21 protein-coding genes are annotated in these 26,572 nt (G+C 72.7%); 13 read left to right on the top strand and 8 right to left on the bottom strand.

Features of this window, described 5'->3' with window-relative positions:
- Window positions 1-225: 225 nt before the first annotated feature.
- From glgX to ACN28G_RS12545, 5 genes are all read left to right on the top strand, one after another.
- Window positions 226-2,346: a glycogen debranching protein GlgX gene (gene glgX / locus ACN28G_RS12565; protein WP_421479172.1), complete on the top strand. Its 2,121-nt coding sequence runs from the start codon at window positions 226-228 to the stop codon at window positions 2,344-2,346.
- Entirely contained in the window at window positions 2,343-4,664 is a 2,322-nt protein-coding gene (gene treY / locus ACN28G_RS12560) for a malto-oligosyltrehalose synthase (protein WP_421479171.1), read from the top strand. The genes glgX and treY overlap by 4 nt, the downstream gene beginning before the upstream one ends.
- The gene (gene treZ, locus ACN28G_RS12555; RefSeq protein ID WP_421479170.1) at window positions 4,661-6,397 is read left to right on the top strand and encodes a malto-oligosyltrehalose trehalohydrolase; all 1,737 of its coding nucleotides are present in this window, start codon (window positions 4,661-4,663) and stop codon (window positions 6,395-6,397) included. The genes treY and treZ overlap by 4 nt, the downstream gene beginning before the upstream one ends.
- A gap of 189 nt (window positions 6,398-6,586) precedes the next feature.
- Window positions 6,587-6,781, top strand: coding sequence for a hypothetical protein (locus ACN28G_RS12550; RefSeq protein WP_421479169.1), 195 nt, complete (start codon window positions 6,587-6,589; stop codon window positions 6,779-6,781).
- A gap of 67 nt (window positions 6,782-6,848) precedes the next feature.
- A complete protein-coding gene (locus tag ACN28G_RS12545) occupies window positions 6,849-7,592 on the top strand; it encodes a class I SAM-dependent methyltransferase (protein WP_421479168.1) in 744 nt (247 codons plus the stop codon).
- A 107-nt stretch (window positions 7,593-7,699) separates the two neighbouring features.
- Here ACN28G_RS12545 and ACN28G_RS12540 read toward each other — a convergent pair whose 3' ends face one another.
- Window positions 7,700-8,125, bottom strand: coding sequence for an SUKH-4 family immunity protein (locus tag ACN28G_RS12540; RefSeq protein WP_217628825.1), 426 nt, complete (start codon window positions 8,123-8,125; stop codon window positions 7,700-7,702).
- Window positions 8,126-8,161: 36 nt separating this feature from the next.
- Window positions 8,162-9,640 (bottom strand): glutamate--cysteine ligase, encoded by a 1,479-nt coding sequence (locus tag ACN28G_RS12535; protein WP_091446557.1) that lies wholly within the window; start codon window positions 9,638-9,640, stop codon window positions 8,162-8,164.
- 164 nt (window positions 9,641-9,804) lie between these two features.
- Here ACN28G_RS12535 and ACN28G_RS12530 point away from each other — a divergent pair, with 164 nt between their 5' ends.
- A complete protein-coding gene (locus tag ACN28G_RS12530; RefSeq protein ID WP_091438972.1) occupies window positions 9,805-10,221 on the top strand; it encodes a DUF3817 domain-containing protein in 417 nt (138 codons plus the stop codon).
- Here the strand turns inward: ACN28G_RS12530 and ACN28G_RS12525 are convergent.
- Window positions 10,108-10,656: a hypothetical protein gene (locus ACN28G_RS12525; RefSeq protein WP_175440778.1), complete on the bottom strand. Its 549-nt coding sequence runs from the start codon at window positions 10,654-10,656 to the stop codon at window positions 10,108-10,110. The genes ACN28G_RS12530 and ACN28G_RS12525 overlap by 114 nt on opposite strands.
- A 167-nt stretch (window positions 10,657-10,823) precedes the next feature.
- Between ACN28G_RS12525 and ACN28G_RS12520 the strand changes: the two genes are divergently transcribed.
- The 3 genes from ACN28G_RS12520 to ACN28G_RS12510 all read left to right on the top strand — a co-directional run bounded on the left by ACN28G_RS12520 (window position 10,824) and on the right by ACN28G_RS12510 (window position 14,656).
- On the top strand, window positions 10,824-11,948 hold the full coding sequence (locus ACN28G_RS12520) for a Vms1/Ankzf1 family peptidyl-tRNA hydrolase (protein WP_421479167.1): 1,125 nt from the start codon (window positions 10,824-10,826) through the stop codon (window positions 11,946-11,948).
- A gap of 152 nt (window positions 11,949-12,100) precedes the next feature.
- Window positions 12,101-13,531 carry a hypothetical protein gene (locus ACN28G_RS12515; protein ID WP_421480896.1) on the top strand — a complete coding sequence of 477 codons (1,431 nt, stop codon included), beginning with the start codon at window positions 12,101-12,103 and terminating at the stop codon, window positions 13,529-13,531.
- A 273-nt stretch (window positions 13,532-13,804) separates the two neighbouring features.
- A complete protein-coding gene (locus ACN28G_RS12510; protein ID WP_091446551.1) occupies window positions 13,805-14,656 on the top strand; it encodes a SigB/SigF/SigG family RNA polymerase sigma factor in 852 nt (283 codons plus the stop codon).
- A gap of 56 nt (window positions 14,657-14,712) precedes the next feature.
- Here ACN28G_RS12510 and ctaD read toward each other — a convergent pair whose 3' ends face one another.
- The 5 genes from ctaD to ACN28G_RS12485 all read right to left on the bottom strand — a co-directional run bounded on the left by ctaD (window position 14,713) and on the right by ACN28G_RS12485 (window position 20,819).
- A complete protein-coding gene (ctaD, locus tag ACN28G_RS12505) occupies window positions 14,713-16,683 on the bottom strand; it encodes a cytochrome c oxidase subunit I (RefSeq protein ID WP_091438967.1) in 1,971 nt (656 codons plus the stop codon).
- A gap of 95 nt (window positions 16,684-16,778) precedes the next feature.
- Window positions 16,779-17,507 (bottom strand): STAS domain-containing protein, encoded by a 729-nt coding sequence (locus tag ACN28G_RS12500; RefSeq protein ID WP_091438964.1) that lies wholly within the window; start codon window positions 17,505-17,507, stop codon window positions 16,779-16,781.
- A 133-nt stretch (window positions 17,508-17,640) separates the two neighbouring features.
- Window positions 17,641-18,144 carry a DUF4383 domain-containing protein gene (locus tag ACN28G_RS12495; protein WP_421479166.1) on the bottom strand — a complete coding sequence of 168 codons (504 nt, stop codon included), beginning with the start codon at window positions 18,142-18,144 and terminating at the stop codon, window positions 17,641-17,643.
- 277 nt (window positions 18,145-18,421) lie between these two features.
- On the bottom strand, window positions 18,422-19,672 hold the full coding sequence (locus ACN28G_RS12490) for a glycosyltransferase (RefSeq protein WP_421479165.1): 1,251 nt from the start codon (window positions 19,670-19,672) through the stop codon (window positions 18,422-18,424).
- A gap of 130 nt (window positions 19,673-19,802) precedes the next feature.
- Window positions 19,803-20,819 carry a glucosyl-3-phosphoglycerate synthase gene (locus ACN28G_RS12485; protein ID WP_091438954.1) on the bottom strand — a complete coding sequence of 339 codons (1,017 nt, stop codon included), beginning with the start codon at window positions 20,817-20,819 and terminating at the stop codon, window positions 19,803-19,805.
- A 195-nt stretch (window positions 20,820-21,014) separates the two neighbouring features.
- Here ACN28G_RS12485 and ACN28G_RS12480 point away from each other — a divergent pair, with 195 nt between their 5' ends.
- From ACN28G_RS12480 to ACN28G_RS12465, 4 genes are all read left to right on the top strand, one after another.
- Window positions 21,015-22,016, top strand: coding sequence for a Gfo/Idh/MocA family protein (locus ACN28G_RS12480; RefSeq protein WP_421479164.1), 1,002 nt, complete (start codon window positions 21,015-21,017; stop codon window positions 22,014-22,016).
- A complete protein-coding gene (locus ACN28G_RS12475) occupies window positions 22,009-23,097 on the top strand; it encodes a zinc-dependent alcohol dehydrogenase (RefSeq protein WP_421479163.1) in 1,089 nt (362 codons plus the stop codon). Before ACN28G_RS12480 ends, ACN28G_RS12475 begins: the two co-directional genes overlap by 8 nt.
- A gap of 173 nt (window positions 23,098-23,270) precedes the next feature.
- Window positions 23,271-25,562 carry an accessory Sec system translocase SecA2 gene (secA2, locus tag ACN28G_RS12470; RefSeq protein WP_091438942.1) on the top strand — a complete coding sequence of 764 codons (2,292 nt, stop codon included), beginning with the start codon at window positions 23,271-23,273 and terminating at the stop codon, window positions 25,560-25,562.
- Window positions 25,563-25,751: 189 nt separating this feature from the next.
- Complete coding sequence (locus tag ACN28G_RS12465; RefSeq protein ID WP_091446548.1) at window positions 25,752-26,492, top strand: GAF and ANTAR domain-containing protein; 741 nt, start codon at window positions 25,752-25,754, stop codon at window positions 26,490-26,492.
- The last annotated feature ends 80 nt before the right edge of the window (window positions 26,493-26,572 follow it).

Genomic DNA, 26,572 nt, shown 5'->3' with positions numbered 1-26,572 from the left:
CATGGCACGCGCGCGTGACGGCCCCGCGAACAGGAAAAGGCATCCGGGGGCATACCGCATCTCCAGGGGGGCGAAGGTGACGCAGGACACCTTCCGGTGCCGGGTGGGTGGATTTCGCCGAATCGGCCGAACGGGTGGATTGGCGGGTGCGGGCGCAGGGCATAACCGGCGTGCGTTCCGGCGGTCCCCGCCGTGACGCTTCGATCATGTGGCTGAAGGAGCAACATGCTGGTCTGGCCGGGCGAGCGCTATCCCCTGGGAGCCACCTACGACGGGATGGGCACCAACTTCGCGATCTTCTCGGAGGTGGCCGAGTCGATCGAGTTGTGCCTGTTCGACGAGTGGGACACCGGCGCGGAGCGTCGGGTCCGCCTGCGCGAGGTGGACGCCTACGTCTGGCACGCCTACATCCCGGGCATCGAGCCGGGGCAGCGGTACGGCTACCGGGTGCACGGGCCGTACGACCCGGCGAACGGGGTCCGCTGCAACCCGCACAAGCTGCTGATCGACCCGTACGCCAAGGCGGTCGACGGCGAGATCAGCTGGGATCCGGCGGTCTACGACTACGTGCTGGGTGAGCCGGACCGGATGTCGGAGACCGACTCCGCGCCGTTCATGCCCAAGTCCGTGGTGGTCAACCCGTACTTCGACTGGAGCAACGACAAGCCGCCCCGCATCCCGTACCACCGTTCGGTGATCTACGAGGCGCACGTGCGCGGGTTGACCATGCGCCACCCCGGCGTGCCCGAGGAGATGCGCGGCACGTACGCGGCGCTCGGCACCCCCGCCATGATCGACTATTTCAAGCAGCTCGGGGTCACCGCCGTCGAGCTGATGCCGGTGCACGAGTTCGTGCACGACCACCGCCTGGCCGACCTGGGCCTGCGCAACTACTGGGGCTACAACACCATCGGCTTCTTCGCCCCGCACCACGGCTACTCGGCGCTGGGTCGGCTGGGTCAGCAGGTGCAGGAGTTCCGGGGGATGGTCAAGGCGCTGCACGCGGCGGGCATCGAGGTGATCCTCGACGTGGTCTACAACCACACCGCCGAGGGCAACCACCTGGGCCCGACGCTGAGCTTCAAGGGCGTGGACAACCCCAGCTACTACCGGCTGAGCGAGTCCGACCGCCGCTACTACGTCGACTACACCGGCACCGGCAACAGCCTCAACGTGCGCAGCCCGCACTCGCTGCAGCTGATCATGGACTCGCTGCGGTACTGGGTCACCGAGATGCACGTCGACGGCTTCCGCTTCGACCTGGCCGCCACCCTGGCCCGCGAGTTCTACGAGGTCGACCGCCTCTCCACCTTCTTCGAGGTGGTCCAGCAGGACCCGATCGTCAGCCAGGTCAAGCTGATCGCCGAGCCGTGGGACGTCGGCCCCGGTGGATACCAGGTAGGCAACTTCCCGCCGGTGTGGACCGAGTGGAACGGCAAGTACCGCGACACCGTCCGGGACTTCTGGCGGGGTGAGCCGGCCACCCTGGCCGAGTTCGCCTCCCGGATCTCCGGCTCGGCCGACCTCTACCAGGACGACGGGCGCAAGCCGTTCCACAGCATCAACTTCGTCACCTGCCACGACGGGTTCACCCTCAACGACCTGGTGTCGTACAACGACAAGCACAACGAGGCCAACGGCGAGGACAACCGCGACGGCGAGAGCCACAACCGGTCCTGGAACTGCGGGGTCGAGGGCCCCACCGAGGAGGAGGGGGTGCTCGCCCTGCGGGCCCGGCAGCGCCGCAACTTCCTGGCCACCCTGATCCTGTCCCAGGGCGTGCCGATGATCGGGCACGGCGACGAACTGGCCCGGACCCAGCACGGCAACAACAACGCGTACTGCCAGGACAGCGAGCTGGCCTGGGTGGACTGGTCGGCCGTCGACACCGACCTGCTGGCCTTCGTCCAACGGCTCACCGCGTTCCGCGCCCAGCACCCGGTCTTCCGCCGGCGCCGCTTCTTCGACGGCCGGCTGGTGCGCACCCGGGGCGCCGGCGAGCCCCTGCCCGACCTGGGCTGGTACACCCCGGACGGGCGGGAGATGACCGGCGAGGACTGGGGCAACGACTTCGGCCGCTCGGTGATGCTCTTCGTCAACGGCGACGGGCTCACCGAGCGCGGCCAGTACGGCCAGCGCCACGACGACACCTCGTTCATCCTCTGCTTCAACGCCCACGACGCCCCGCTGGACTTCACCCTGCCCGGCACCGACTTCGGCCAACGCTGGGACCTGGTGATCAACACGGCCGAACCGGATCCGGAGAAGACGACGACGGTCGAGGCGGGCGGCGTGCTCTGCGTGCCGGACCGCTCCCTGCTGGTGCTGGAGAGGACGGCCCGGTGACCCACGACGACCGCCCCGCCCCCGGTCGGGTCGGGGCCACCTACCGGGTGCAGGTCCGCCCCGGCTTCGACCTCGACACCACCGCCGGCCTGGTCGACTACCTGGCTGACCTCGGTGTCACCCACCTCTACAGCGCCCCGCTGCTGACCGCCACCCCCGGCTCGGCACACGGCTACGACGTGGTCGACCACCGGGCGGTCAACCCGGAACTCGGTGGCGAGGCGGCCCGGGTCCGGCTGGTCCGGGCGCTGCGCGCCGCCGGGCTCGGCCTGGTGGTGGACATCGTGCCCAACCATGTCGGGGTGGCCCGGCCGGCGGCCAACCCCGCCTGGTGGGACGTGCTGCGCCGGGGCCGCTCCTCGGCGTACGCGCCCTGGTTCGACATCGACTGGGAGCGGGGCCGGCTGCTGCTGCCGGTGCTGGCCGACGATCCGGCGGCGCCCGACGACCTGAAGCTGGTCGACGGGGAGCTGCGCTACCACGAGCACCGGTTCCCGATCGCCGACGGCACCGGCGAGGGCACCCCCGCCGAGGTCCACGACCGGCAGCACTACGAGCTGGTCTCCTGGCGGCGGGGCGACACCGACCTGACCTACCGGCGGTTCTTCGCCGTCAGCGACCTGGCCGGACTGCGGGTGGAGGACCCGGAGGTCTTCGCCGCCACCCACGCCGAGGTGCTGCGGTGGGTGGCCGCCGGTGAGGTCGACGGGATCCGGGTCGACCACCCCGACGGGTTGCGCGACCCGGCCGGTTACCTGGCCCGGTTGCGCGAGGCCACCGGCGACGCCTGGCTGATCGTGGAGAAGATCCTGGAGTACGGCGAGGAGTTGCCGGACTGGCCGGTCGACGGCACCACCGGCTACGACGCCCTCGCCCCGGTCTGCGGTCTCTTCGTCGACGGTAGCGCCGAGGGGCACTTCACCGCGCTGGACACCCGCCTGACCGGCCGGCACACCTCCTGGCAGGACCTCACCCACGACACCAAGTGGGAGGCGGCCACCCGGCTGCTGGCCACCGAGTTGACCCGGCTGGCCGCGCTGCTCCCCGAGCTGGCGCCGGAGGTGGCCCGGGCGGCCCTGGCCGAGCTGGCCGCCTGCTTCCCGGTCTACCGGGGCTACCCGCCGCAGGGCGCCCGGCACCTGGCGGTGGCCCGCGCCGAGGCCGGTCGCCGCCGGCCCGACCTGGCCGGTGCGCTGGACGCGGTCACCCGCCGGCTGCGCGAACCGGGCGACGAACTCGCCAGGCGCTTCCCGCAGCTGACGGGGGCGGTGATGGCCAAGGGTGTGGAGGACACCGCCTACTACCGGTGGAGCCGGTTCGTCGCGCTCAACGAGGTGGGGGGCACCCCCGCCCACTTCGGGGTGGCCCCGGCGGAGTTCCACCGTTTCGTCGCCGCCCGGCAGGCCCGTTGGCCGGCCAGCATGACCACGCTGGCCACCCACGACACCAAACGCGGCGAGGACGTCCGGGCCCGGTTGGCCGTCCTGTCCGAGCTGCCGGGGCGCTGGGCGGAGCGGGTCGAGGCCTGGACGGCCGCCGCGCCGCTGCCCGACCCGGCCTTCGCGCACCTGCTCTGGCAGACCGCCGTCGGCGCCTGGCCGATCGAGCGCGACCGGCTGCACGCCTACGCCGAGAAGGCCGCCCGGGAGGCGTCGGTGGCCACCAGCTGGGCCGAGCCCGACGCCGGCTTCGAGGACGCCATGCACGCCCTGGTGGACCGGATGTACGACGATCCGACGCTGCACGCCGAGCTGACCGCCTTCGCCACCGAGATCACTCCGGCCGGCTGGTCGAACTCGCTGGGCCAGAAGCTGGTGCAGCTGGCCATGCCCGGGGTGCCCGACACGTACCAGGGCACCGAGCTGTGGGACAACTCCCTGGTCGACCCGGACAACCGCCGGCCGGTCGACTTCGCCGTACGCCGGGAGTTGCTGGCCCGTCTCGACGGCGGCTGGCGGCCCGCGGTCGACGCCGAGGGCGCGGCGAAGCTGCTGGTGGTCGCCCGGACGCTGCGGCTGCGGCGGGACCACCCGGAGCTGTTCGGTGGCTACCGGCCGGTGCCGGCGACCGGCCGCGCGGCGGCGCACGCGGTCGCCTTCGACACCGGTGGCGCGGTGGCGGTGGCCACCCGGTTGCCGCTGGGTCTGGCCCGGGCCGGCGGCTGGGGCGACACATCCCTGACACTTCCCGTTCACGAGATGACGGAGCTGTTCACCGGACGGGTCTACAGTGACCCGCAGGTGTCACTCACCGATCTGCTCACCACCTTCCCCGTCGCACTGCTGGTGCCCAGCGACTCCGTGGAGGCTGCTTCGTGACCGAGTTCAGGGTGTGGGCGCCGGCGGCCGCCCGGGTGCGACTGCGGCTGACCGGCGCGGGCGAGGACCACCGGATGACCCGGGCGGACTCCGGCTGGTGGCACGCGCGGGTGCCGCAGGCCGGGCCGGGCACCGACTACGTGTTCCTGCTCGACGACTCCGACCAGGAGCTGCCCGATCCCCGCTCGGCCTGGCAGCCGGCCGGGGTGCACGGCCCGAGCCGCCGCTACGACCACGCCGCGTTCAGCTGGACCGACCGGTCCTGGACCGGCCGGCAGCTGCCCGGCAGCGTGCTGTACGAGCTGCACGTGGGCACCTTCACCCCGGAGGGCACCTTCGACGCGGCCGTCGACCGCCTCGACCACCTGGTCGACCTCGGGGTGGACCTGGTCGAGCTGCTGCCGGTCAACGCCTTCAACGGCGAGCACAACTGGGGCTACGACGGGGCCTGCTGGTACACCCCGCACGAGCCGTACGGCGGCCCGGACGGGCTGAAACGCTTCGTCGACGCCTGCCACCGCAAGGGACTGGGGGTGATCCTCGACGTCGTCTACAACCATTTCGGGCCCTCCGGGGCCTACGCGCCGATGTTCGCGCCGTACCTCAGCGCGCAGGACACCCCCTGGGGGCGGACGGTCAACCTCGACGGCCCGCACTCCGACGAGGTGCGCCGCTACGTCGTCGACAGCGTGACGATGTGGCTGCGGGACTACCACGTCGACGGGCTGCGCCTGGACGCGGTGCACGCGATGCCCGACACCCGGGCCGTCCCGCTGTTGGAGGAGCTGGCCGTCGAGGTGGAGACCCTCGCCACCCACCTGGGCCGACCGTTGTCGCTGATCGCCGAGTCCGACCTCAACGACCCCCGGCTGATCACCCCCCGGGAGGCCGGCGGCTTCGGACTGCACGCCCAGTGGAACGACGACGCCCACCACGCGCTGCACACCCTGCTCACCGGCGAGCGGCAGGGCTACTACGCCGACTTCGGCTCCCTGGAGTGCCTCGCCGAGGTGCTGACCGGCGGTTTCTACCACGCCGGCGGCTGGTCGAGCTTCCGCAACCGCCACCACGGTCGGCCGGTGGACCGGCAGCGTACCCCCGGTCACCGGCTGGTGGCGTACCTGCAGAACCACGACCAGATCGGCAACCGGGCCACCGGGGACCGGATCTCCGCGACCCTCTCCCCGGCGCTGCTGCGGGTCGGTGCGACCCTGCTGTTCACCGCGCCGTTCACCCCGATGCTGTTCATGGGTGAGGAGTGGGCCGCCAGCACCCCGTGGCAGTACTTCACCAGCCACCCGGAGCCGGAACTGGCCGCCGCCGTGGCCGCCGGTCGGCGGCGGGAGTTCGCCGCGCACGGCTGGTCGGGCCCGGACGTGCCCGACCCGCAGGACCGGCAGACCTTCCTGCGGTCCCGGCTGGACTGGGCCGAGCTGGACAAACCCGAACACCGCGAGATGTACGACTTCCACCGGCGGCTGATCGCGCTGCGCAAGAGCCGGGCCGACCTTTCCGACCCCCGGCTGGACACCGTCGAGGTCCGCCACGGCGACCGGTTCCTGCTGGTCCGTCGGGGCCGGACCCTGGTGGCGGCGAACCTCGCCGACCGAGCGCAGCGGATCAGCACCCCCGGCGTGGTGCGCGGCGTCCTGCTGGCCACCGGAACCGGTGTCACGGTGATGCGCGACGGGCTGGAGTTGCCGCCGGAGACGGCCGCGGTCGTCGCGCTCTGAGCCGCCCCGACGGGCGGTTCTCCGGTGGTGCCGGCCCACCCCGGCCCCGTCGGTCCGTCCGGTAGCAGATTCTCCGGGTGGGATCCGTGTCGCCGGCCGCCCCGAGCGCCACCCCGAAACTGTTGTCCCGGCACCGGCGAGCCGGTCTGCTGGCAGGTGCGCAACCCCGGCGGCGGCAGGTCGTTGTACGTGGGCTCGGCGACCTGCGCCGAGGGCGATGCCACGCAGCGGTTCACCATCACCGCTGCCGCCGATGGCGAGGGGGCCTTCCAGATCAGCAACAACTCCGCCTTCCTCCAGCACTCCGCCCGGTCCGGGCTGATCCTGGAGGAGTTGGGCGACGCCGACCCCGGCGGCCGGCTTCCGGTTCAACGACAACGGTGACGCGCCGGCGAAGAAGTAACCCGGAAATCGGTGGACGTCGCGCCGCCGCGGCGGAATCGTGGGGCCCATGCGACAGGACGAGATCTGGGACGCCGAGACCGCCCGGGACTACGACACGCCGGGGACCGGCATGTTCGCGCCGGAGGTCATCGGGCCCACCGTCGACCGCCTCGCGGAGCTTGCCGCCGGTGGTCGGGCGCTGGAGTTCGCGGTCGGCACCGGCCGGGTGGCGGTGCCGCTGGCCGAGCGGGGCGTGCCGGTCGCCGGGATCGAGCTCTCCGAGCCGATGGTCGCGCGGCTCCGCGACAAGGTGGACGAGTCGGGGATCCCGGTGGTGGTGGGGGACATGGCCACCGCCACCGCCCCTGGGGAGTACTCGTTGGTCTACCTGGTGTTCAACACCATCGCGAACCTGCTCACCCAGGCCGAGCAGGTGGCCTGCTTCCGTAACGCCGCCCGGCACCTGGCCCCCGGTGGCCGGTTCGTCATTGAACTCTGGGTGCCCGAGCTGCGCAAGCTCCCACCCGGTCAGCAGGCCACCGTCTGGCAGGTCGAGCCGGGCTACGTCGGCCTGGACACCTACGACCCGCTGGCGCAACTGATCGTCTCGCACCACTTCCGGTTCGACGACAGCCGACAGGCCACGCTCTTCCGCACCCCGCACCGCTACGTCTGGCCGGCCGAGCTGGACCTGATGGGCCAGCTGGCCGGTTTCGAGCTGGAGAGCCGGCACGCGGACTGGACCGGCGGCGAGTTCACCGCCGAGAGCCGCAGCCACGTCTCCGTGTACCGCCTCCCGCCGGTCGCGTAGGCGAGGCGGACTTCTCCCTCCCGCCGGTCGGGTAGGCGGACTCCGCGCGCCGCGAACCCCCCCCTGCCTGGCCGGGGCAGGGGGGTTCGGAACAGCCGGCCGGCGGCTCAGCCCAGGCCGTAGCCCAGTTCCTCGGCGGCCACCGACCAGAGGGTGTTCTCGTGGGCGACCGCCGGCGGGTCGATCTCCCGGAACTGCTCGGTGAGCTGCTCGCCGAGTGCCGCCAGCTCCTCGTCGGCCTCGTCGTCGTCGATCGCCCCGGCGGAGGACTGGGCGGCCAGGAACGCCTCGGCGCAGGCCACCAACGCGGCCAGGGACGAGTTCACCAGGTCAGCACCGTCGTCGTCGACAAGCGACACCGTGCCGGTGACCGGATCGAGGACCAGCCGGGACAAACCCTCGTCCTCGGCCAGCACCACCCCGGACGGCTCGCTCCGGGGCTCGGCCAGCCAGGCCCCCGGGTAGGGCAGGGTGTCACCGGCCACGCGGAGCCGGGTCAGGGCGGAGTTGATCGCTGCGGTGTCGGTCGCCACCCGCAGGACTCTAACCGGGCCGCTTCCGTTGCCCCGTCACGGGATCGGCCACTGGTGCACCGGCTGGTTGGTGTGCATCAGGTCCACGTAGTGGTGCACCACCTCGCGCAGCGCCGACGGCCGGTCCAGGTGGTCGGCGGACTCCAGCCGGTGCAGGGTCGCGACCTGCCAGCTCGCGCCGTTGCGCCCGGTCAGGCAGCGCTGCTCGATGATGCCGAGCAGCCGGTCCCGCTCGGTGGGGTCCAGACCCCAGCGGTCCAGACCGTGGTGCGCCAGCGGCAGCAGCCGGCGTAGCACCAGCTCGGTCACCGGCAGGTAGCCCAGACCGGGCCAGTAGACGTGGGCGTCGATGCCGTGCCGGGCACCGGAGAGGAAGTTCTCCTCGGCGGCGCTGAACGACATCTGCGACCACAGTGGCCGGTCCGCCTCGGCCAGGGCCCGGACCAGCCCGAAGTAGAACGCGCCGTTGGCGATGGTGTCCACCACGGTCGGGCCGGCGGGCAGCACCCGGTTCTCCACCCGCAGGTGCGGCCGGCCGCGCAGCACGTCGTAGACCGGCCGGTTCCACCGGTACACGGTGCCGTTGTGCAGCCTCAACTCGGCGAGCTTCGGCACGTCACCGCTGGCCAGTGCCGCCGCCGGGTCCTCCGGGTCGCAGACCGGCAGCAGGGCGGGAAAATACCGTACGTTCTCCTCGAACAGGTCGAACACGCTGGTGATCCAGCGTTCCCCGAACCACACCCGGGGACGTACCCCCTGGGCCTTGATCTCCTCGGCCCGGGTGTCGGTGGCCTGCTGGAACAGCGGGATGCGGGTCTCCCGCCACAGCTCGCGGCCGAAGAAGAGCGGGGAGTTCGCCCCGAGCGCCACCTGGATCCCGGCGACCACCTGCGCGGCGTTCCAGTAGTCGGCGAACTGGTCGGGGCTGACCTGGAGATGGAACTGGGTGCTGGTGCAGGCGGCCTCCGGGGTGATGGTGTCCGCGGTGACCGACAGCCGCTCGACGCCGTTGATGGCGATCCGCAGGTCCTCGCCCCGGGCGGCGAAGATCTGCTCGTTGAGCAGCCGGTAGCGCGGGTTGGCCGAGAGCGTCTCGGCGGTCAGGTGCTCCGGGCGCAGGGTGGGCAGGATGCCGATCATCACCATGTGCGCGCCGACCGTACGGGCCTTGATCTCGGCGGCGTTCAGGCTGGCCCGGACGTGCTCCTCGAACTCGGCGGTGCCGGTGCCGACCAGGCGGCGGGGCTCGACGTTGATCTCCACGTTGAACTGGCCCAGCTCGGTCTGGAAGCTCGGGTCGGCGATGGCGGCCAGCACGTCGGCGTTGCGCATCGCCGGCAGGGAGTCCCCGTCGACCAGGTTCAACTCGATCTCCACCCCGGTCATCGGCCGGTCGGTGTCGAACCGGGACTCCCGGAGCATCTCGGCGAAGACGTCGAGGCAACGGCGTACCTTGTCGCGGTAGCGGGCCCGGTCCTCGCGGCTGAAGGTACGTATCCCCACTTCCTCGCCCATGGTCACCACCCTGTCACCGTTGGTGCCTTCAACCTCGCACGTCCGCGCAGGCCAGGGAAGCCCCGGGCCTGTGTTCTCCCTTACCCCCTCTGGCGGGTGATTTTCGCCTGGCGGATGGGTAAGGGGGTCCGTCCCGGGTCGCGACCGGTGTCTAACATTGCCCGATGCGCGAGATGGTGACGAGGTTGTTCGTGGTGGCGGCGATCGCCGAGGCCGGCTCCTGGCTGGCCCTGCTGATCGGGATGGCGGTCAAGTACGGTCCGCCCGGAAACGAGATCGGGGTGCAGATCTTCGGCCCGATCCACGGCGCGCTCTTCGTGGCCTACGGGGTCCTGGTGCTGATGGTGGCCCGCCTGCACCGGTGGAGCCTGCTGGCCACCGGGGTCGCGCTGGCCTGCGCGGTGCCGCCGTTCGCCACCATCGTCTTCGAACGCTGGGCCGCCCGCCGGGGCATGCTCGGCACCACCTCAGGTGAACGCGACCAGGGCGACGATCGTCAGCAGCAGCAGCCCACCCAGAACGGCCTGGAGCAGCAGGGGCGGACCGAGGTGGCTCCACAGGGTGGCGTGGCGGGGGCGTAGCAGCTGCCCGGTGGTGAGGTTGACGATCTGCTCGACCCGGGGCGGAAGGTCCAGATCCTGCGGCCGGAGGGTGATCTGCACCCAGTCCGCCGGGTGCAGGGCGCTCTGCGCCAGATGACCGTGCAGCTCCACTTCGTACAGCTGGTTGTCGCGGTCGCGCAGGCGCAGTGGCGTGACCAGGAACTCCGGCCCCTTGCGCAGCTCCTTCCAGCTGCGCCGGGCGCCACCACCGCCGGCGCTGGAGAGCAGCGAACGGAACGCCAGCAGCAGCAGGCCCATCACGCTGGCCGCGGTCACCACGGCGACCAGCACCGGCTGGCCGACCTTCAGCTCGCGGGTGTAGCCGTCCATCAGCCGTACCACCCGACCGGTGAAGATCCGCTGGGTCGGGCGGGCGATCGGCCGGTAGTCGAGGTCGCTGTCCATGTTCACCACCGGATTACCGTGTGTCGCCGACACGTCGACGAACACCCAGAGTCGGGTTCTGTGCACCCATGGTATCGGTCGTACCGGTGGAACGACGTGAATGAACTGCGGTCACGTCGAGGTGACAACCCGGCCGGTACGGGTAAGCGCGGGGCCGAGCTGGAGAGGGGTCGAGCATGCAGCTGTCCTTCCTGCGTCCGCTCTACGACCGCCGGGGCCCGTGGTGCTCGGTCTACCTGGACGCCTCCCGGGACACCGAGGACGCCCGTGCGGCGTTGGACCTGCGCTGGCGGGCCCTGGCCGGGCAACTACGGCAACAGGGGGCGGACCCCGCGACGGTCGACGCCATCGAGCGGGTGGTCCGCAGCCACGAACCGATGCCCGGCGACTACGGCATCGCCGTCTTCGCCACCAGGGGCCGGGTGGTGCTCTCCGAGTACCTCTCCGCGCCGCCGCTGCGGGACCTGGCCAGCGTCGCGTCGCTACCGCACACCATGCCGCTGGTGGCCCAACGCGGCGAGCAGATCTCCTGGGTACGGGTGCTGGCCGACCGGACCGGTGCGGACGCCATCGCGGTGGGCGCCGGTGAGCTGCCCCGTCGGGCCCAGATACGCGGTGGGGGTGGCTTCCCGATCCGCCGACCCAACGCGGGTGGCTGGTCGCAGTCGCGCTACCAGCGCGCCGCCGACGAGGTGTGGCAGCGCAACGCCGGGGACACCGCGGCGGCCACCGCCGAACTGGCCGAACGGGTCGACGCCGACGTGGTGGTGCTCGCCGGTGACATCCGGGCCACCGGTGCGATCGCCGCCCAACTGCCCCGCCGCTGGCAGGACGTGCTGGTGCGCACCGACGCGGGTGCGCGTACCGGCGGGGCCGACCCGGCCGCCATGGACGACGTGACGGTGCAGGTCATCGCCGAGGCGGCGCAGGCCCGGGTCACCGCCGCCCTGGACCGTTTCGGCAGCCAGCAGGACGTCGGTGCCGGACTGGACGCGGTGGTCGAGGCGTTGCAACGCGACCAGGTCGACACGATGCTGCTGGTCGACGACCCGTCGGCCACCGGGCAGCTCTGGATCGGTGCGGCCCCGGACGAGATCGCCACCGAGCCGGGTCGGCTCACCGGGGCCGGCGACCCGCAGCGGGTCCGCGCCGACGCCGCCCTGCTGCGCGCCCTGGTCCGTACGGACGCCCAGCTGACCGTGCTGGCCCCGGAGGAGGCGCCGCAGCTGGCCGACGGGGTCGGTGCGGTGCTGCGCTACGTCGACGCGTCCACACCGGGCCGCGGCGGCGGTCGAGGCTGAGGCGTACCGGTCTGCGGCTGCGGCGGCGCGGTTGACCGGGCCGCCCCGGTCCGGTCCCACCGGCATCCTGGGCCACCACGCTCGGCGGTTGCTGTCCGACAGCGGCCTATGCCCTGTTTGAACCCGATCGGGACGGGAAGCCGGGGCCCGTGGTGAGCGAACGAGGCAGCGTGGAGCCGGTACGGGTGGCGTCGGCGGATCCGACCGGCGCCCTGACCGGTGACCGGGTGGTGGCGGCCGGCAGCACCGCCCGGGTCCTGGTGGCCGTCACGGCGCGGGCGTTGCGCGGTGCCGACTGCGCCGACCTGGGGCAGCCGGCCGTGCTGTCCCGCCTGGCCGCCGCGCCCGAGCCGGTGCGCCGTACCGCGGTGACCCGGGCCGCCGGCCGCAGCGCGCTCACCCCGGCGCAGCTCGGCCAGGTCGACACCGGCCGGGTCGCGCGCTGGTTCGCCGAGCAGTACCCGGTCCGTCGCTACCCGGGGGTGCTGCTCGGCTCGCCGCACGGGGCCGCGGCCCACCTGGCGGTGGCCCTGGGGGTGCCCTGGCTGCCCACCGGCTTCGAGGTGGCCGTGCGGTGGGGCGAGGGGACCGTCGACCGGCCCGCCGCCGCGCTGGCCCACGGCGGTGCGCTGACCGCCCGGCTGCTCGCCGGCAACGCCGACGTGCACGTACGTCAGGTGCACTGCCCGGCCAGCCGGGGCATGACGGCCGGCTCGACGGTGTCGATGACGGTGCGCTGGCGGCACCTGCCGGGGGCGTACCGGCGGTTCCTGCTCGACCGGCTGGCCCCCGGCGCGCCGGTGCTGTTGCTGCAGGACACCCGGACCTGGCCGGTGCTCGACGCCGGTGACGGACACAGCTTCCAGGTGGGCTGTCCCGCCAGCGGCCTGGACCCGGTGGACTTCCACCCGGACAGTCACGCGCTGCGCCAGGTGTTGCGCGCGGCCGGCGGCGACGGTGCCCGCTGGGAGTTGCCGGAGGTCTCCGCCGCGTGGGCGTACGCCGAGCACGGCGTCGAGACCGACTTCGCCGAGGCGACCCGGCAGTGGGGTGCCCGACGCGGACACCGGCTGCACCGGGTGCTCTTTCCACAGGCCGAGGCGTTGAGCGCGACCGTCGCCGACCTCTACCGGCAGTGGCTGCGCGCGGCAGGCAAGAGCGGTGACCGGTTGGTGGTGGAGTGCGGCCGGTTGCTCGATCCGTGGCAGGTGATCCGGACGGGGCTGGTGCCGTACTGGTGCGAGAACGCCACCCGGCGGGCGGTCGCGGGCGCGGAGTGGTGGTTGGCCGGTAGTGCGCCGTTCAGCTCCGTCGACGTGCTGCCCGAGCCGCCCGGGGTCCGCTCGCCGGCCCTGGCCGGACTGCCGCAGTGGCTCGCGGTGGCCTCCTTCGGGCGGCGTCGCCGTGCCCTGGACCGCACCTCGGCCCGGGGCTACCCGGTCACCTCGGTACCCACCCGGCGGGCCACCGAGGTGCTCCGCGGCCAGCCCTACGACCTGCCGACCCCGCCGCCGATCCCGGTCGACGCGGCGTTGACCGCGTTGCGCGACGGCGGCGCCCGGCAGGGTCTGCTGGTCTGCTGAGCGCCCCGGTCAGCTCCGTCCGGACCAACCCCGCCGAATCATCCTCGCGATCCCGGAACCCGTGATTGAGTACCTGAGGAGCGGGAACACCGCCGGTCGGCGACGGCCGGCAGGCGCTGGCAGACCCGTGTGCCGTCGACGACCGGCGGCCCGACGGCGTGGGTGTTCCGGCTGCGAAATCAGGCACGTGACCCACATTCCGGCCCGGTGCGTGGCTCGACCATGCGCACGACCGGTTCCGATCCGGGCGGGACCTTCCTGAGGGAGGCGCGGATGTTCGGACAGACCACGACAACCACCCCACCGCCGACCGAACGCGGACTGGAGGACCTGGACGCCGCCGCCATGGCGTACGCGGCCCGGATCGCCGGGTTGCCACCCGAGCGGCACGGCGAGGCCCGCGAGGACCTGGTCCGGTTCGCGTTGCCGTTCGCCGGCCGGCTGGCCCGCCGCTACCGGGGCCGGGGGGAACCCCTGGAGGACCTGGAGCAGGTGGCCCGGTTGGGCCTGGTCAACGCGGTCGACCGGTACGACCCGGAACGTGGCTCCTTCACCGCCTACGCGGCCATCACCATCGTCGGTGAGATCAAGCGGCACTTCCGGGACCGGACCTGGGGGGTGCACGTACCCCGCCGGCTGCGTGACCTGATCCTGGAGGTCGGGCAGGCCACCGCCGCCCTGACCAGCGAGCTGTCCCGGGCCCCGACGGTGGCCGAGCTCTCCGCCCGGCTGGAGACCCCGGAACAGGAGATCCTGGCCGCGTTGGAGTCCGCCGCCGGGTACAGCCCGGCCTCGCTCAACGCCCCGGTCGGCGGGGAGAGCTCGGCCGAGTTCGGTGACCTGGTAGGCGAGTCGGACAACGCCCTGGAGTCGGTCGACGACCGGGTGACCATCAGCGGCCTGCTGCACCGGCTGCCCTGGCGGGAACGACGCATCCTGGCCATGCGCTTCTACGGCAACCAGACCCAGGCCGAGATCGCCGCCCGGTTCGGCATCTCCCAGATGCACGTGTCCCGGCTGCTGTCGCGGGCGTTGACCTGGCTGCGTCAGGCGATGCTCGCCGACACCCCGCCACCCTGGCAGAACGGCCCCGCCGAGACCGAACCCGCCCGAGCCCGCGAGTAGCGCGGTAAGGAAGGGCCCCCTGTTATCGCTTTCTGTTGCACAGGGGGCCCTTCCTTTCACCGGCTGTGGGGGTGGCGCCAGCGGTTGTCGGGTTCGTCGGGGCTGTCGGTCTCCGGGGCGTCGGAGGACTCGAAGCTGGGTCGGCGGACCTCCTCCGGTTCCGGCACCTCGACCGGCCGGGCCCCCGACTGGGGAGCCGGTTGGTACGCGACGGCCTCCCGTGCGCCGTGGGCCCCCTCGACGGCCGGTGACTCGGGGGCACGCCGTTCGTGGTGGAACTCCTCGTGCAGCTCCTGCGGGGGTTTCGTGGTCCGTTGTGGCAGGTCCCGGCCCAGGTTGGACACGAGCGGGCCGTACTTGGCGTCGAAGGCGGGCCGCTCGGAGCGGATCCGGGGCATCCGGTCGAAGTTGCGCAGCGGGGGCGGGCAGGTGGTGGCCCACTCCAGCGAGTTGCCGAACCCCCACGGGTCGTCGACCGACACCATCGCCCCGTACCGCCAGGACTTCCAGACGTTGTACATGAAGAACAGGGTGGAGGCGCCGAGCAGGAACGAGCCGACCGTGGAGATCATGTTCAGGGTGGTCCAGCCGTCACCTTCCAGGTAGTCGGCGTACCGGCGGGGCATGCCCTCCGCGCCCAGCCAGTGCTGGACCAGGAAGGTCGCGTGGAAGCCGACGAACATGGTCCAGAAGTGCGCCTTGCCGAGCCGCTCGTCGAGCAGCCGGCCGGTCATCTTGGGGAACCAGAAGTACACCCCGCCGAACGCGGCGAAGACGATCGTGCCGAAGAGCACGTAGTGGAAGTGCGCCACCACGAAGTACGAGTCGGTGACCTGGTAGTCCACCGGCGGGCTGGCCAGCAGCACGCCGGTGAGCCCGCCGAGCAGGAAGGTCACCAGGAACCCGACGGCGAACAACATCGGGGTCTCGAAGGTGAGCTGCCCCTTCCACATCGTGCCGAGCCAGTTGAAGAACTTCACGCCGGTGGGCACCGCGATCAGGTAACTGAGGAAACTGAAGAACGGCAGCAGCACCTGGCCGGTGCCGAACATGTGGTGCGCCCAGACGCTCATCGACAGCACGGTGATCGCGATGGTGGCCAGCACCAGGCCGGTGTAGCCGAAGATCGGTTTGCGGGAGAAGACCGGAATGATCTCGGTGATGATGCCGAAGAACGGCAGCGCGACGATGTACACCTCGGGGTGGCCGAAGAACCAGAACAGGTGCTGCCAGAGCAGCGGTCCGCCGGTCGCCGCCTCGTACACCTGCGCGCCGAGCAGCCGGTCCGCCGCCAGCGCCAGCAGCGCGGCGGCCAACAGCGGAAAGACCAGGATCACCAGTACGCTGGTCAGCAGCATGTTCCAGGTGAAGATCGGCATCCGGAACATGGTCATGCCGGGGGCCCGCAGGGTGAGCGTCGTGGTGATCAGGTTGACCGCGCCGAGGATGGTGCCCAGTCCGGAGACGACCAGCCCGATGATCCACATGTTGGCGCCGACGCCGGGGGAGTGCTGGGCCAGGCTCAACGGCGTGTACGCGAACCAGCCGAAGTCCGCCGCCCCGCCCGGGGTGAAGAACCCGGCGGTCACCATGGTCCCGCCGAACAGGTACAGCCAGTACGCCAGCGCGTTGAGCCGGGGGAACGCCACGTCGGGCGCGCCGATCTGCAGCGGCACGATGTAGTTGCCGAAGGCGAAGACCAGCGGGGTGGCGAAGAGCAGCAGCATGATCGTGCCGTGCATGGTGAAGGCCTGGTTGTACTGCTCGGGGGAGAGCAGTTGCAGTCCGGGCCGGGCCAGTTCGGCCCGTACCAGCAGGGCCAGCACCCCGCCGATCAGGAAGAAGACGAACGACGTGGCCAGGTAGAGCAGGCCGATCTGCTTGGCGTCGGTGGTGCCCAGCAGCTTGCGTAGCTGGCTGCCGGGCAGCGTGCCGCGTACCGGGCCGGGGAAGCCGCCGAAGCGGGCCGGGGCCAGGATCGCCGGCGACCGGTCGTGGCCGGCTTCCGTGGTTACCCGCTTGGGCATCGCTCTCACCCCGTCGTGACGACCGAACGGACGGGCGTGGCTACCCGCCCCGTCGCCCATGTAACCAGGCGTGAGGGGAAAATTGGTGCATATCGTCAGCCGGTGGGCAGCATCGCCCAGACCACCTTGCCGCCGGGCACCGGGGAGGTGCCCCACCGCTGGGTCATCTCCCGTACCAGCAGCAGCCCCCGGCCGCCCTCGGCGCGCAGGTCCCCACCGCCGGCCCGGACCGCCAACCGGCTGCCGTCGGAGACCGCGACGTGCAGGTACGGTCGACGCAGCGTCAGGGTGACCTGCATCGGGGTGCCGGCGTGCCGGACCACGTTGCCCACCAGTTCGCTGAGCACCAGCGAGGCCGGACCGACCAGCTCCGGCAGGTTCCACCGACCGCAGGCCTCCCCGACCAGGTCCCGCGCCCGTCGGCAGGCCCCGGTGACCGGCTCCAACCGGGCCCGCAGCCGGGGCGCGGCGGCCTCACCCGCCGTCCGGGTGGCCTCCACACAGTCGGCCCGGACCGGGACCACCCGGCAGGCGGTCGTCTCGGCCAGCCAGGTCGCGGTCGTCGGTGGCGGCGAGCAGAGCACCATCGGCACCACCGGCCAGCCGGCGGCCTGCCGGCAGATCGCGGCGAAGACCGACAACGCCAGCCGGTCGACCACCCGCACCCCGGCCAGGTCGACCACCAGCGCGTCGGGCTGGGCGGTGAGGCAGCGCTCCAGCTCGGCATGCACCGACCGCATTGTCGCCACGTCGAGGTCACCGGAGAGCCGGACGACGGTCACCGGGGACTCGTCGCTGACCACACAGCTGATCCGGCTGGACATCTCGCGCCCTCGTTTCCGCATCGTCGATGGGCTGCGAACTACCCGGCCCCCGGCGGCCCGAAACCGTGTGGCCAGCGCGTGCGCAAGGTCACCGGAGAACCACCGACCGGTACCTCGCCCGGCGAGGGACGGATCAGCCGCGCCCGCGGGACCGGTCGAGGCCGTGCCGGGGCTGGTGCCGGGTGCCGGTCCGGGTGGTGACCAGACCGAGCAGGATCATCGCCGCGCCCAGGCCCAGGTGCAGCCAGTTGTCGGCGGTGTTGACCGGCAGGACGTTCGCCGTGCTGTCGTGGTCGACGACCAGCCCGTACAGCCAGAGGACCAGGTAGACCGCACCCCCGCCGAGCAGGTAGGCGCGGGCGGTGGCGGCCGTGCGGGCCAGCGCGAGACCGGCCACCCCGAACAGCAGGTGCACCAGGTTGTGCAGCACCGACACCTGGAACACCCCGAACAGCCGGGCGCCGGATTCGTGACCGGCCCAGCGCAGGCCACCGACGTCGCTGGTGATCCCGGGCACGAAGCCGAGCACGCCGACGACCAGGAAGACCACCGCGACGCCCCGGGCCACCCGCCGGACCGTGGCCTGGCCCTCGCCGGGACCGCGTCGGGCGCGGACATGCGCCGTCGACCCCGCCATCGCGCCTCCTCGCCGTCGGTGACCACCACCGCTGGTACGCCGACCCGGCGTTCCCACCCCCCGCGCCGACTAACCTCGCTGATGCCGCTGATGCCGCTGATGCCGCTGATGCCGCTGATGCCGCCGGGCCGCCGGGCCGCCGGGCCGCCGGGCCGCCGGGCCGCCGGGCCGCCGGGCCGCCGGGCCGCCGGGCCGCCGGGCCGCTGGTCCGGGCGGATGCGGGGATGCGGTAGGGGCTCCGGTCGGCGACCGGAGCCCCTGCGTCGGGTGCGGGTGTTCAGGCGGGGAGCAGGTCCCCGGTGGCGGTGCCGACGGTGGCACCGGACCCGCCGGCCGGCCGGGGGAGGGCCGCACCGGTGAGACGTGCCGTGGGCACCGTGGGCGGGGCCGCTGCCGCGGCGGTGGCGCGGACCCGTTCGTACAGTTCCACGTAGCGCTGGGCCATCACCGCGGGGGTGAACCGGGCGGCGGCCTCCCGCCGGCACTCGTCCGGGTCGAGCCGGCCGGCTGCCGACACCAGGTCGGCCAGCTCGTCCTCGTCGGTGGTGAGCAGCCCGGTCCGACCGTGCTCGACCAGCTCCGGCAGGCAGCCCCGGGCGGTCGCCACCACCGGCGTACCCAGGGCCAGCGACTCCACCACGGCGGTGCCGCCGGGCTCCTCCCAGCGCAACGGGAAGAGTGCGGCCCGCGCGCCGGCCAGCAGGTCGTCGCGCTCCTGGCCGGCGACCGTGCCGATCCACCGGACCAGGTCGCCGTCGACGTGCGGGGCGACCTCGTCCAGGAAGAACCGGACGTCCGGATTCTGCCGCGCCTCGTCGCCGGCCGCGGCCAGGTCCGCCGGCCGGTGGTACGGGCCCACCGGCCCGGCCAGCACCAGCGGCATCCGCAGCCGCTGGGCCAACCGGGCGCCCACGTCCTGGCCCTTGCCCGGGTTGATCCGGCCCAGGATGAGCAGGTACCCGCCCTTGGCCGGCGGCTTACGGCGGTCGGCGTCGACCGCCAGCGGGGTGGCCAGGTGCACGTGGCCGACCGAGTGCTCGCGCAGCGCCCGGGGGGCCCGGGCCAGCTGCGAGGCGGAGACGCCGTTGACCCGTACCCGGTCACCGCCGTCGAGGTGCCCGTAGAGGGCGGGGTGCTTGGCGAGGTCCCAGTGCAGGGTGTGCAGTGCCGGCGGGGCGTCGGGGCCCATCGCGGCGAGGGTGGCCAGCCCCACGGCCTCCACGTGGTCGTGCACCAGATCGATGTCGTCGCGCGTCCGCACCGCCCGGACCACCCCGGCGAGATGGGCCTGGGCGATCCCGCACACCTGGTTGTACGGCCGTTGCAGCGCGGCGAACTGCCCGTCGGGGAAGACCGAGATCCGTTCCTCGGCCGCCAGGGTGCTGGTCTCCACCGAGGCGAGCACCACCCGGACGCCGAGCCGGCGCAGCTCCGGCACCAGGGTCGCCACCACGTTCTCGATGCCGCCGTAACCGGGCGGCGGAACCGACAGCCACGGGCCGGCGTTCATCAGGACGGTCAGGCTCATCGGGTGGGGTCCCTTCGTACGGCGGGTCCGGCCGGGACCGGTGGAACGACCCGGTGCCGACGGCGACGCACGCCGCCCTCGTGCCGGAGGCGGCGACGCACGCCGCCGTCCTCGCCGTGGCGGTGGCGGTTCACGCCGCCGCCACCCGGCGCCGGGGCACCAGGTGGCGCAGCTGGGACAGTGGGGGACGTTCCTCGATGGACACGTCGTTGACCACGATCTCGCGGTCCAGGTTGGGCAGCGCGTCGGTGCCACCCCGGCGGAACTGGGTGAGTAGCGCGGTGGGCACGGTACCGGGCACGGCCCAGCCCCGCCGCTGCAGCCGCGTCCAGGCGGTCAGCATGATCTGCGCGGACATCCGGCCCAGCGCCGCGGTGTCCTGGTGGCGGTGCTTGCGTTCCCCGAGGTCCACCTGGGCCAGGGCGTCCAGGCCGACCAGGTCCAGCAGGTCGATCAGCATCGCCGTCTCCACGCCGTACCCGGAGACGAACGGCACCTGCGCCAGCACCTCGCGCCGGCCGGCGTACTCCCCGGCCAGGGGCTGCACGAAACCGGCCAGCTCCGGCCAGAAGAGGTTGAGCAGCGGGCGGGCCATCAGCTCGGTCACCCGGCCCCCACCGTCGGGCTCGACCCCGGTGGCCCCCACCAGCGGCCGGTGGTAGAAGCCCTTGACGAACGACACCGAGGGGTCGGTCAGCAGCGGCCCGAGCAGGCCGGTGACGAAGTGCGGCCGGAACTCCCGCAGGTCGGCGTCGACGAAGGCCACCACGTCGCCCTCGGCGGCGGCCAGCCCGGCCCAGAGCGCGTCGCCCTTGCCGGTCAGTCGGGGCAGCCCGGTGGTCATCTCGTCCTGGCCGACCACCTCGGCACCGGCGGCGCGGGCCACCTGCGCGGTGCGGTCGGTGGACCGGGAGTCCACCACGATCACTTCGTCGACCAGCGGCACCCGGTCCATCAGGTGCTCCCGGATGGTCGACACGATCGCGCCGACGGTCGCCTCCTCGTTGCGAGCCGGCAACACCACGCTCACCCGGTCGCCCCCCTTGGCCCGCAGCAGTCGTCGTGGTGTCCACTCCCGGGCCGAGGTGGTGCGGTAGGTGGCCCACGCCTCGACGACCGGTGAGACCATCGAATCTGTATCCCGCACTGGCATACCCCCAGATCGTGTGCGGAAAAAAGCGAACTGAGTGTTCCCAGTACGCGCCCCACGCTAACCGGACAACGACTAACAGCTTGATCACGAACGCGGCACCCGGCGGTTCCCGGCCGGTGAACGTTTGATTGCGTCGGTGCGGGGGGAGTTCGACACCCGTCAACGAGCTGGGACGAGAGGGTCTTTCGGGTGCGCAGGTGTCGGGTGGGTGTGGTGGGAGCCGGCGGGGTGGCGCAACGCCACGCGCGGGTGTTGACCGGATTCGATGACGTGGAACTACTGGGCGTGACCGACGTCGTCGGCCAGGCGGCGGCCGACCTCGCCGGGCGGCACGGTGGCCGGGCCTTCGGCGACGTGACGGAGCTGCTCGCCGCCGGGCCGGACGCGGTGTACGTCTGCGTGCCACCGTTCGCGCACGGGCCGGTGGAGGAGGAGGTGATCGCCGCCGGGGTGCCGATGTTCGTCGAGAAGCCCGTCGCGGTGGACCTGGACACCGCCGAACGGATCGCCGAGCTGGTGGCCCGGCAGGGGCTGCTGACCGCCGTCGGACACCACTGGCGCTACCTGCACGTGGTGGACCAGGCCCGGGAGCTGCTGGCCGGCCGTCCGGTACGGATGGTCAACGGCGCCTGGTTGGACAAGGTCCCACCGGTCGCCTGGTGGGCCCGCCGGGACCGCTCCGGTGGGCCGGTGGTCGAGCAGGCCGCGCACGTGCTGGACCTGCTGCGCGCGTTGGTGGGCGAGGTCGCCGAGGTGACCGCCTACGGCGACGGCTCACCACCGCCGGTGGAGGGCGCCGACATCGACTCGGTGACCGCGGCCACCCTGCGCTTCGACAGCGGCGCGGTGGGCACCCTCGCCACCGCCTGCGTCCTGGGCTGGAAACACCGCGCCGGGCTGGAGATCCTCGCCGACGGGTTGGCGTTGGCGTTGACCGAGGAGGGACTGACCATCCGCGACGCCGAGGGCGAACGGCACGTCGGCGCCGACCCGGACGCCGCCCGGGTGGCCGTGGACCGGGCCTTCGTCGACGCGGTCCGGGGGATCGGTGACGACGTGCGGGTGCCGTACGCCGAGGCGCTGCGTACCCAGCGGCTGGCCCTGGCGGTGGCCGAGTCGGCGCGTACCGGGCGGGGGGTGACCCTGCCGACTCCGCCGGCGACGAGCGGTCCGGAGCGCGTCGATGCGTGACCGGGTGGTGGTGGTCAGCGGCCCGGGTCGGGTCGAGATCGTCGAGCAGGACGCCGGCGAGCTGCGCGAGGGCACCTTCCGGGTGGAGACGCTGCACAGCGGGGTCTCCGCCGGCACCGAGCTGAGCTACGTCAAGGGCACCAACCCGTACCTGCACGTCAGCTGGAACGCCGGTCTGCAGGTGTTCCAGCCCGGCGCGGCCAGCACCCCGTACCCGGTCACCCGGCTGGGGTACATGCAGGTGGGACGGGTGGTCGAGAGCGCGACCCCGGCGGTCGCCGTCGGCGCGGTCGGTGCGATGACCTACGGGCACCGCACCGGTTACCTGGCCGACGCGGTCGCCGAGCGGTTCGTGGCGCTGCCCGACGACCTCGACCCGCTGCTCGGTGTCTACGCCGCGCACATGGGTCCGATCTGCGCCAACGGGCTGCTGCACGCCGCCGCCGACCTGCGCGGCACCGACGTCCGGTCGCTTGGCGACGGGGTCCGGGGCCGGCGGGTGGCGGTGGTCGGCAGCGGAGTGGTCGCGCTGCTCACCACCCTGTTCGCCCGGCACCACGGCGCGGCGTCGGTGGTGGTGCTCGACCCGACCCCACGCCGCCGCGAGGTCGCCGAGGCCCTCGGACTGGAGACCCTCGACCCGCAGGAGGCCGACCCGGCGGTGATGCTCAAGACCCGGTGGGCCCACCACGCCGGTGACCGGGGCGCCGACGTGGTGTTCCAGTGCCGGGGGCAGGACTGGGCGCTGCAGTTGGCGCTGCGGCTGCTGCGACCGCAGGGCACCGTGATCGACCTGGCGTTCTACCAGGGCGGGGCCGAACGGGTCCGGCTCGGCGAGGAGTTCCATCACAACGGGCTGGCGCTGCGGTGCGCGCAGATCGGGCGGGTGCCGCGCGGGCTCGCCCCGACCTGGGACCGCGAGCGGCTCTCCGCCGAGACCATCGACCTGCTGCGCTGCCACGGCAACCTGATCGGCACGCACCTGGTCTCGGCGGTGGTGCCCTTCGACGAGGCCCCGGCGCTCCTGACCGACCTGGCGCAGCGCCGCCGGCAGGAACTCCAGGTCGTGCTCACCCCCTGACCACCGGGGTACGGGGCCCCGAGGAGCGGGAAACCGACAATCGGGGCCCCGGCCGACATTCGGCCGCGACGGGCAACCGAAAACCGGCCCGGGTCGCGTACCGTTGCGCCTCATGGGTGTGTCGCGTCGGATCCACCGTCCGGCGCGCGGTCTCGGGAGGTCTCGGCAGTCTCATGGGTGTGTCGCAACGGTTGAGGTCCAGGTTCCGCCGGTTTCTCCAGCGCCCGGGCACGACGGTCGATCTGGCTCCGCTGGAGAAGTTCCTGCCGGCGATCTCCGAGCGCGCCGAGGAGCTCGCCGCGCTCGACGACGCCGAGCTGACCGAGGCCGCCGGCCAGGCCAAGACCTACCCGGAGATCTGCGCGGTCGGCCGCGAGGCCGCCAGTCGTGGCATCGACCAGCGGCCGTACGACGTGCAGCTGCTCGGTGCGATGGCGCTGCTGTCCGGCAAGGTCGCCGAGATGGCCACCGGTGAGGGCAAGACCCTGACCGCCGCGATCGCCGCCTACGGGCACGTGCAGCTCGGCAACGGCCCGGTGCACGTGATCACCGTCAACGACTACCTGGCCCGCCGGGACGCGGTGTGGATGGAGCCGATCTACACCCTGCTCGGGCTCACCGTGGGCTGGGTCAACGAGGCCTCCACCCCCCAGGAGCGACGCGAGGCGTACGGGCGGGACGTCACCTACGTCTCGGTGAGCGAGGCCGGCTTCGACTACCTGCGCGACCAGCTCGTCACCGACCTCGACGACCGGGTCCAGCCGCCGCTGTCGACCGCGATCGTCGACGAGGCCGACTCCATCCTGATCGACGAGGCCCGGGTGCCGATGGTCCTGGCCGGCGCGGTCGCCGGCGAGCAGGACCCGGTGCACGCCGCCGCCGCGCTGGTGCGCGGCCTGCGCAAGGGCAAGCACTACACGGTCGCCGAGGACGGTCGCAGCGTGGCCTTCACCAGCGCCGGCCTGGCCGCCGTCGAGGCCAAGCTCGGCGACATCGACCTGTACGCCGAGGAGCACGTCGCGCAGCTCTCCGCGGTGAACGTGGCGCTGCACGCGCACGCGTTGCTGCACCGCGACGTGGACTACATCGTCCGGGACGGCTCGGTCGAGCTGATCGACGAGATGCGCGGCCGGGTGGCCCAGCGCCGCCGATGGCCCGACGGGCTGCAGGCGGCGGTGGAGGCCAAGGAGGGCCTCGACGCCACGGCCGAGGGGGAGGTGCTCGGCACCATCGCCGTCCAGGCCTACATCGGGCTCTACCCGAAGATCTGCGGGATGACCGCCACCGCGGTGCTCGTCGGTGACCAGCTGCGGGAGTTCTTCTCGCTGGAGGTGGCGGTGATCCCACCGAACACCCCCTGCGTCCGGGAGGACGAGCCGGACCGCATCTACGCCACCCGGGCCGAGAAGGACGAGGCGCTGGTCGACGAGATCACCCGGTGCCACGAGGCGGGGCGCCCGGTGCTGGTGGGCACCCTCGACGTCAAGGAGTCCGAGGCCCTCTCCGAGGCCCTGGCGGCGGCCGGGGTGTCCAGCGTCGTGCTGAACGCCAAGAACGACGACGAGGAGGCGGCGATCATCGCCGAGGCCGGCGCGTACGGCGCGGTCACCGTCTCCACCCAGATGGCCGGCCGGGGCGTGGACATCCGCCTCGGCGGCAGCGACTCCACCGACCGGGACCGGGTGGCCGAGCTGGGCGGCCTGTACGTCATCGGCAGCGGCCGGCACGACAGCCGCCGGGTCGACGACCAGCTGCGGGGCCGGGCCGGCCGGCAGGGTGACCCGGGCGGGTCGGTCTTCTTCGTCAGCCTGGAGGACGAGCTGGTCGTCCGGCACGCCGCGGACGCGGTGCCGGCCTCTCCCCGGATGAACGCCGACGGCCTGGTCACCGACGAGCAGGTGGACTACGCCGTGGAGCACGCCCAGCGGGTGGCCGAGGGGGTCAACCACGAGATCCACCGCAACACCTGGCGGTACAGCGTGGTGATCGAGCAGCAGCGCAAGGCGCTGGCCGAGCGGCGCGAGCGGCTGCTCACCTCCGACGTGGCGGCGCTGATGCTGCTGGACCGGATGCCCGAGAAGGCCGGCGAGCTGGACGAGGACCTGCTGGCCCGGGTGGCCCGGTCGATCGCCCTCTACCACCTCGACCGGCTCTGGGCCGAGCACCTGGCCGAACTCTCCGAGATCCGCGAGGGCGTGCACCTGCGGGCGCTGGGCCGCCTCGACCCGCTCGACGAGTTCCACCGCTCCGCGGTGCCCGCCTTCAACAACCTGGTCCCCGAGATCGAGACCCGGACGCTGGCCACGTTCACCGAGACCGAGTTCGACGAGGACTGGGAGCCGGACGCCGCCAAGCTGGTCCGGCCCAGCGCCACCTGGACGTACCTCGTGCACGACAACCCGTTCGGCTCCGAGCTGGACCGGTTGATCGCCTCGGTGGGGCGGCGGCTCAGCACCGGCGGCTGACGGCTCTCCAGGGCCCCGGTCGTCGCCGATCAGCGACGACCGGGGCCCTTTTTGGGACTGTTTCGACCCAAGTCTGCGAGGGTAGTAGGCCTGGTCCGATCAGTCGGGAAGAGAGCGGTACATGACACAGGACAGGACAGCGTACGCAACCACCGGGCCGGACCCGGTGGCGACGTGGACCGCGGTCCGGTGAACCTGGACACGCGCGAGCCGGTCGAGGAGAACCTGGGCGTCCTGGAGACCGCGGCGCTGCTGCGGGAGCTGACCGCCGGGCTGCTCGACGTCACCGACTTCGACGAGGCGCTGGGCCGGCTGGTCCGGATCACCCGCGCCGCGGTCCCCGGAGTCGCCTGGTGCGGGTTCACCACCCTGCGGGCCGGGGAGCCGGTGGGGGTGGCGGCCTCCGATCCGCGGCTGGCCGAGCTCGACGACCTGCGACACGGCCCCGACACGCCGGCGATGAGCGCGATCCGCCGCCGCGAGATGGTCTTCTCCGCCGATCTGAGCCTGGAGGACCACTGGCCGGCGTGGACCCGGCACGCCCAGGAGTTGGGGGTGCACGGAGTGGTCGCCGCCCCCGTCGACATCGACGACCAGGTGATCGGCGCGGTCAACCTGTACGCCGGCGCGCCCGGTGCGCTGAGCGCGCGGCGGCAGCTCACCGCGATGCTGCTGGCCGAGCACGCCGGCCTGCTGCTGGCCGCGGTCCGGGAGCGGGCCCGCCAGCGGGCACTCACCGGAGAGCAGGACGCCACCCTGCTGACCGAGGGGGTGATCGGCCAGGCGATCGGCGTGATCATGACGCAGCGGGGTTGCCCCGCGCCGGAGGCGTTGCAGGTGCTGCGCAGCGCGGCGTCCTCGCTGGACATTCCACTGCGCGAGGTCGCCGACCGGCTGGTCGCCACGGTCTCCCGCCCCCGGGAGGGCTGACCGCCGCCCGGGACGGTCGTCACGGTTACGGCGACGGCCGGTCGGGTAGCACCTTCTCCGGTGGGAACGGGACGATCCGG

The sequence above is a fragment of the Micromonospora sp. WMMA1923 genome, from assembly GCF_049179195.1.
Taxonomy (GTDB): domain Bacteria; phylum Actinomycetota; class Actinomycetes; order Mycobacteriales; family Micromonosporaceae; genus Micromonospora; species Micromonospora yangpuensis.
This window is presented reverse-complemented; position numbering and strand designations above follow the sequence as displayed.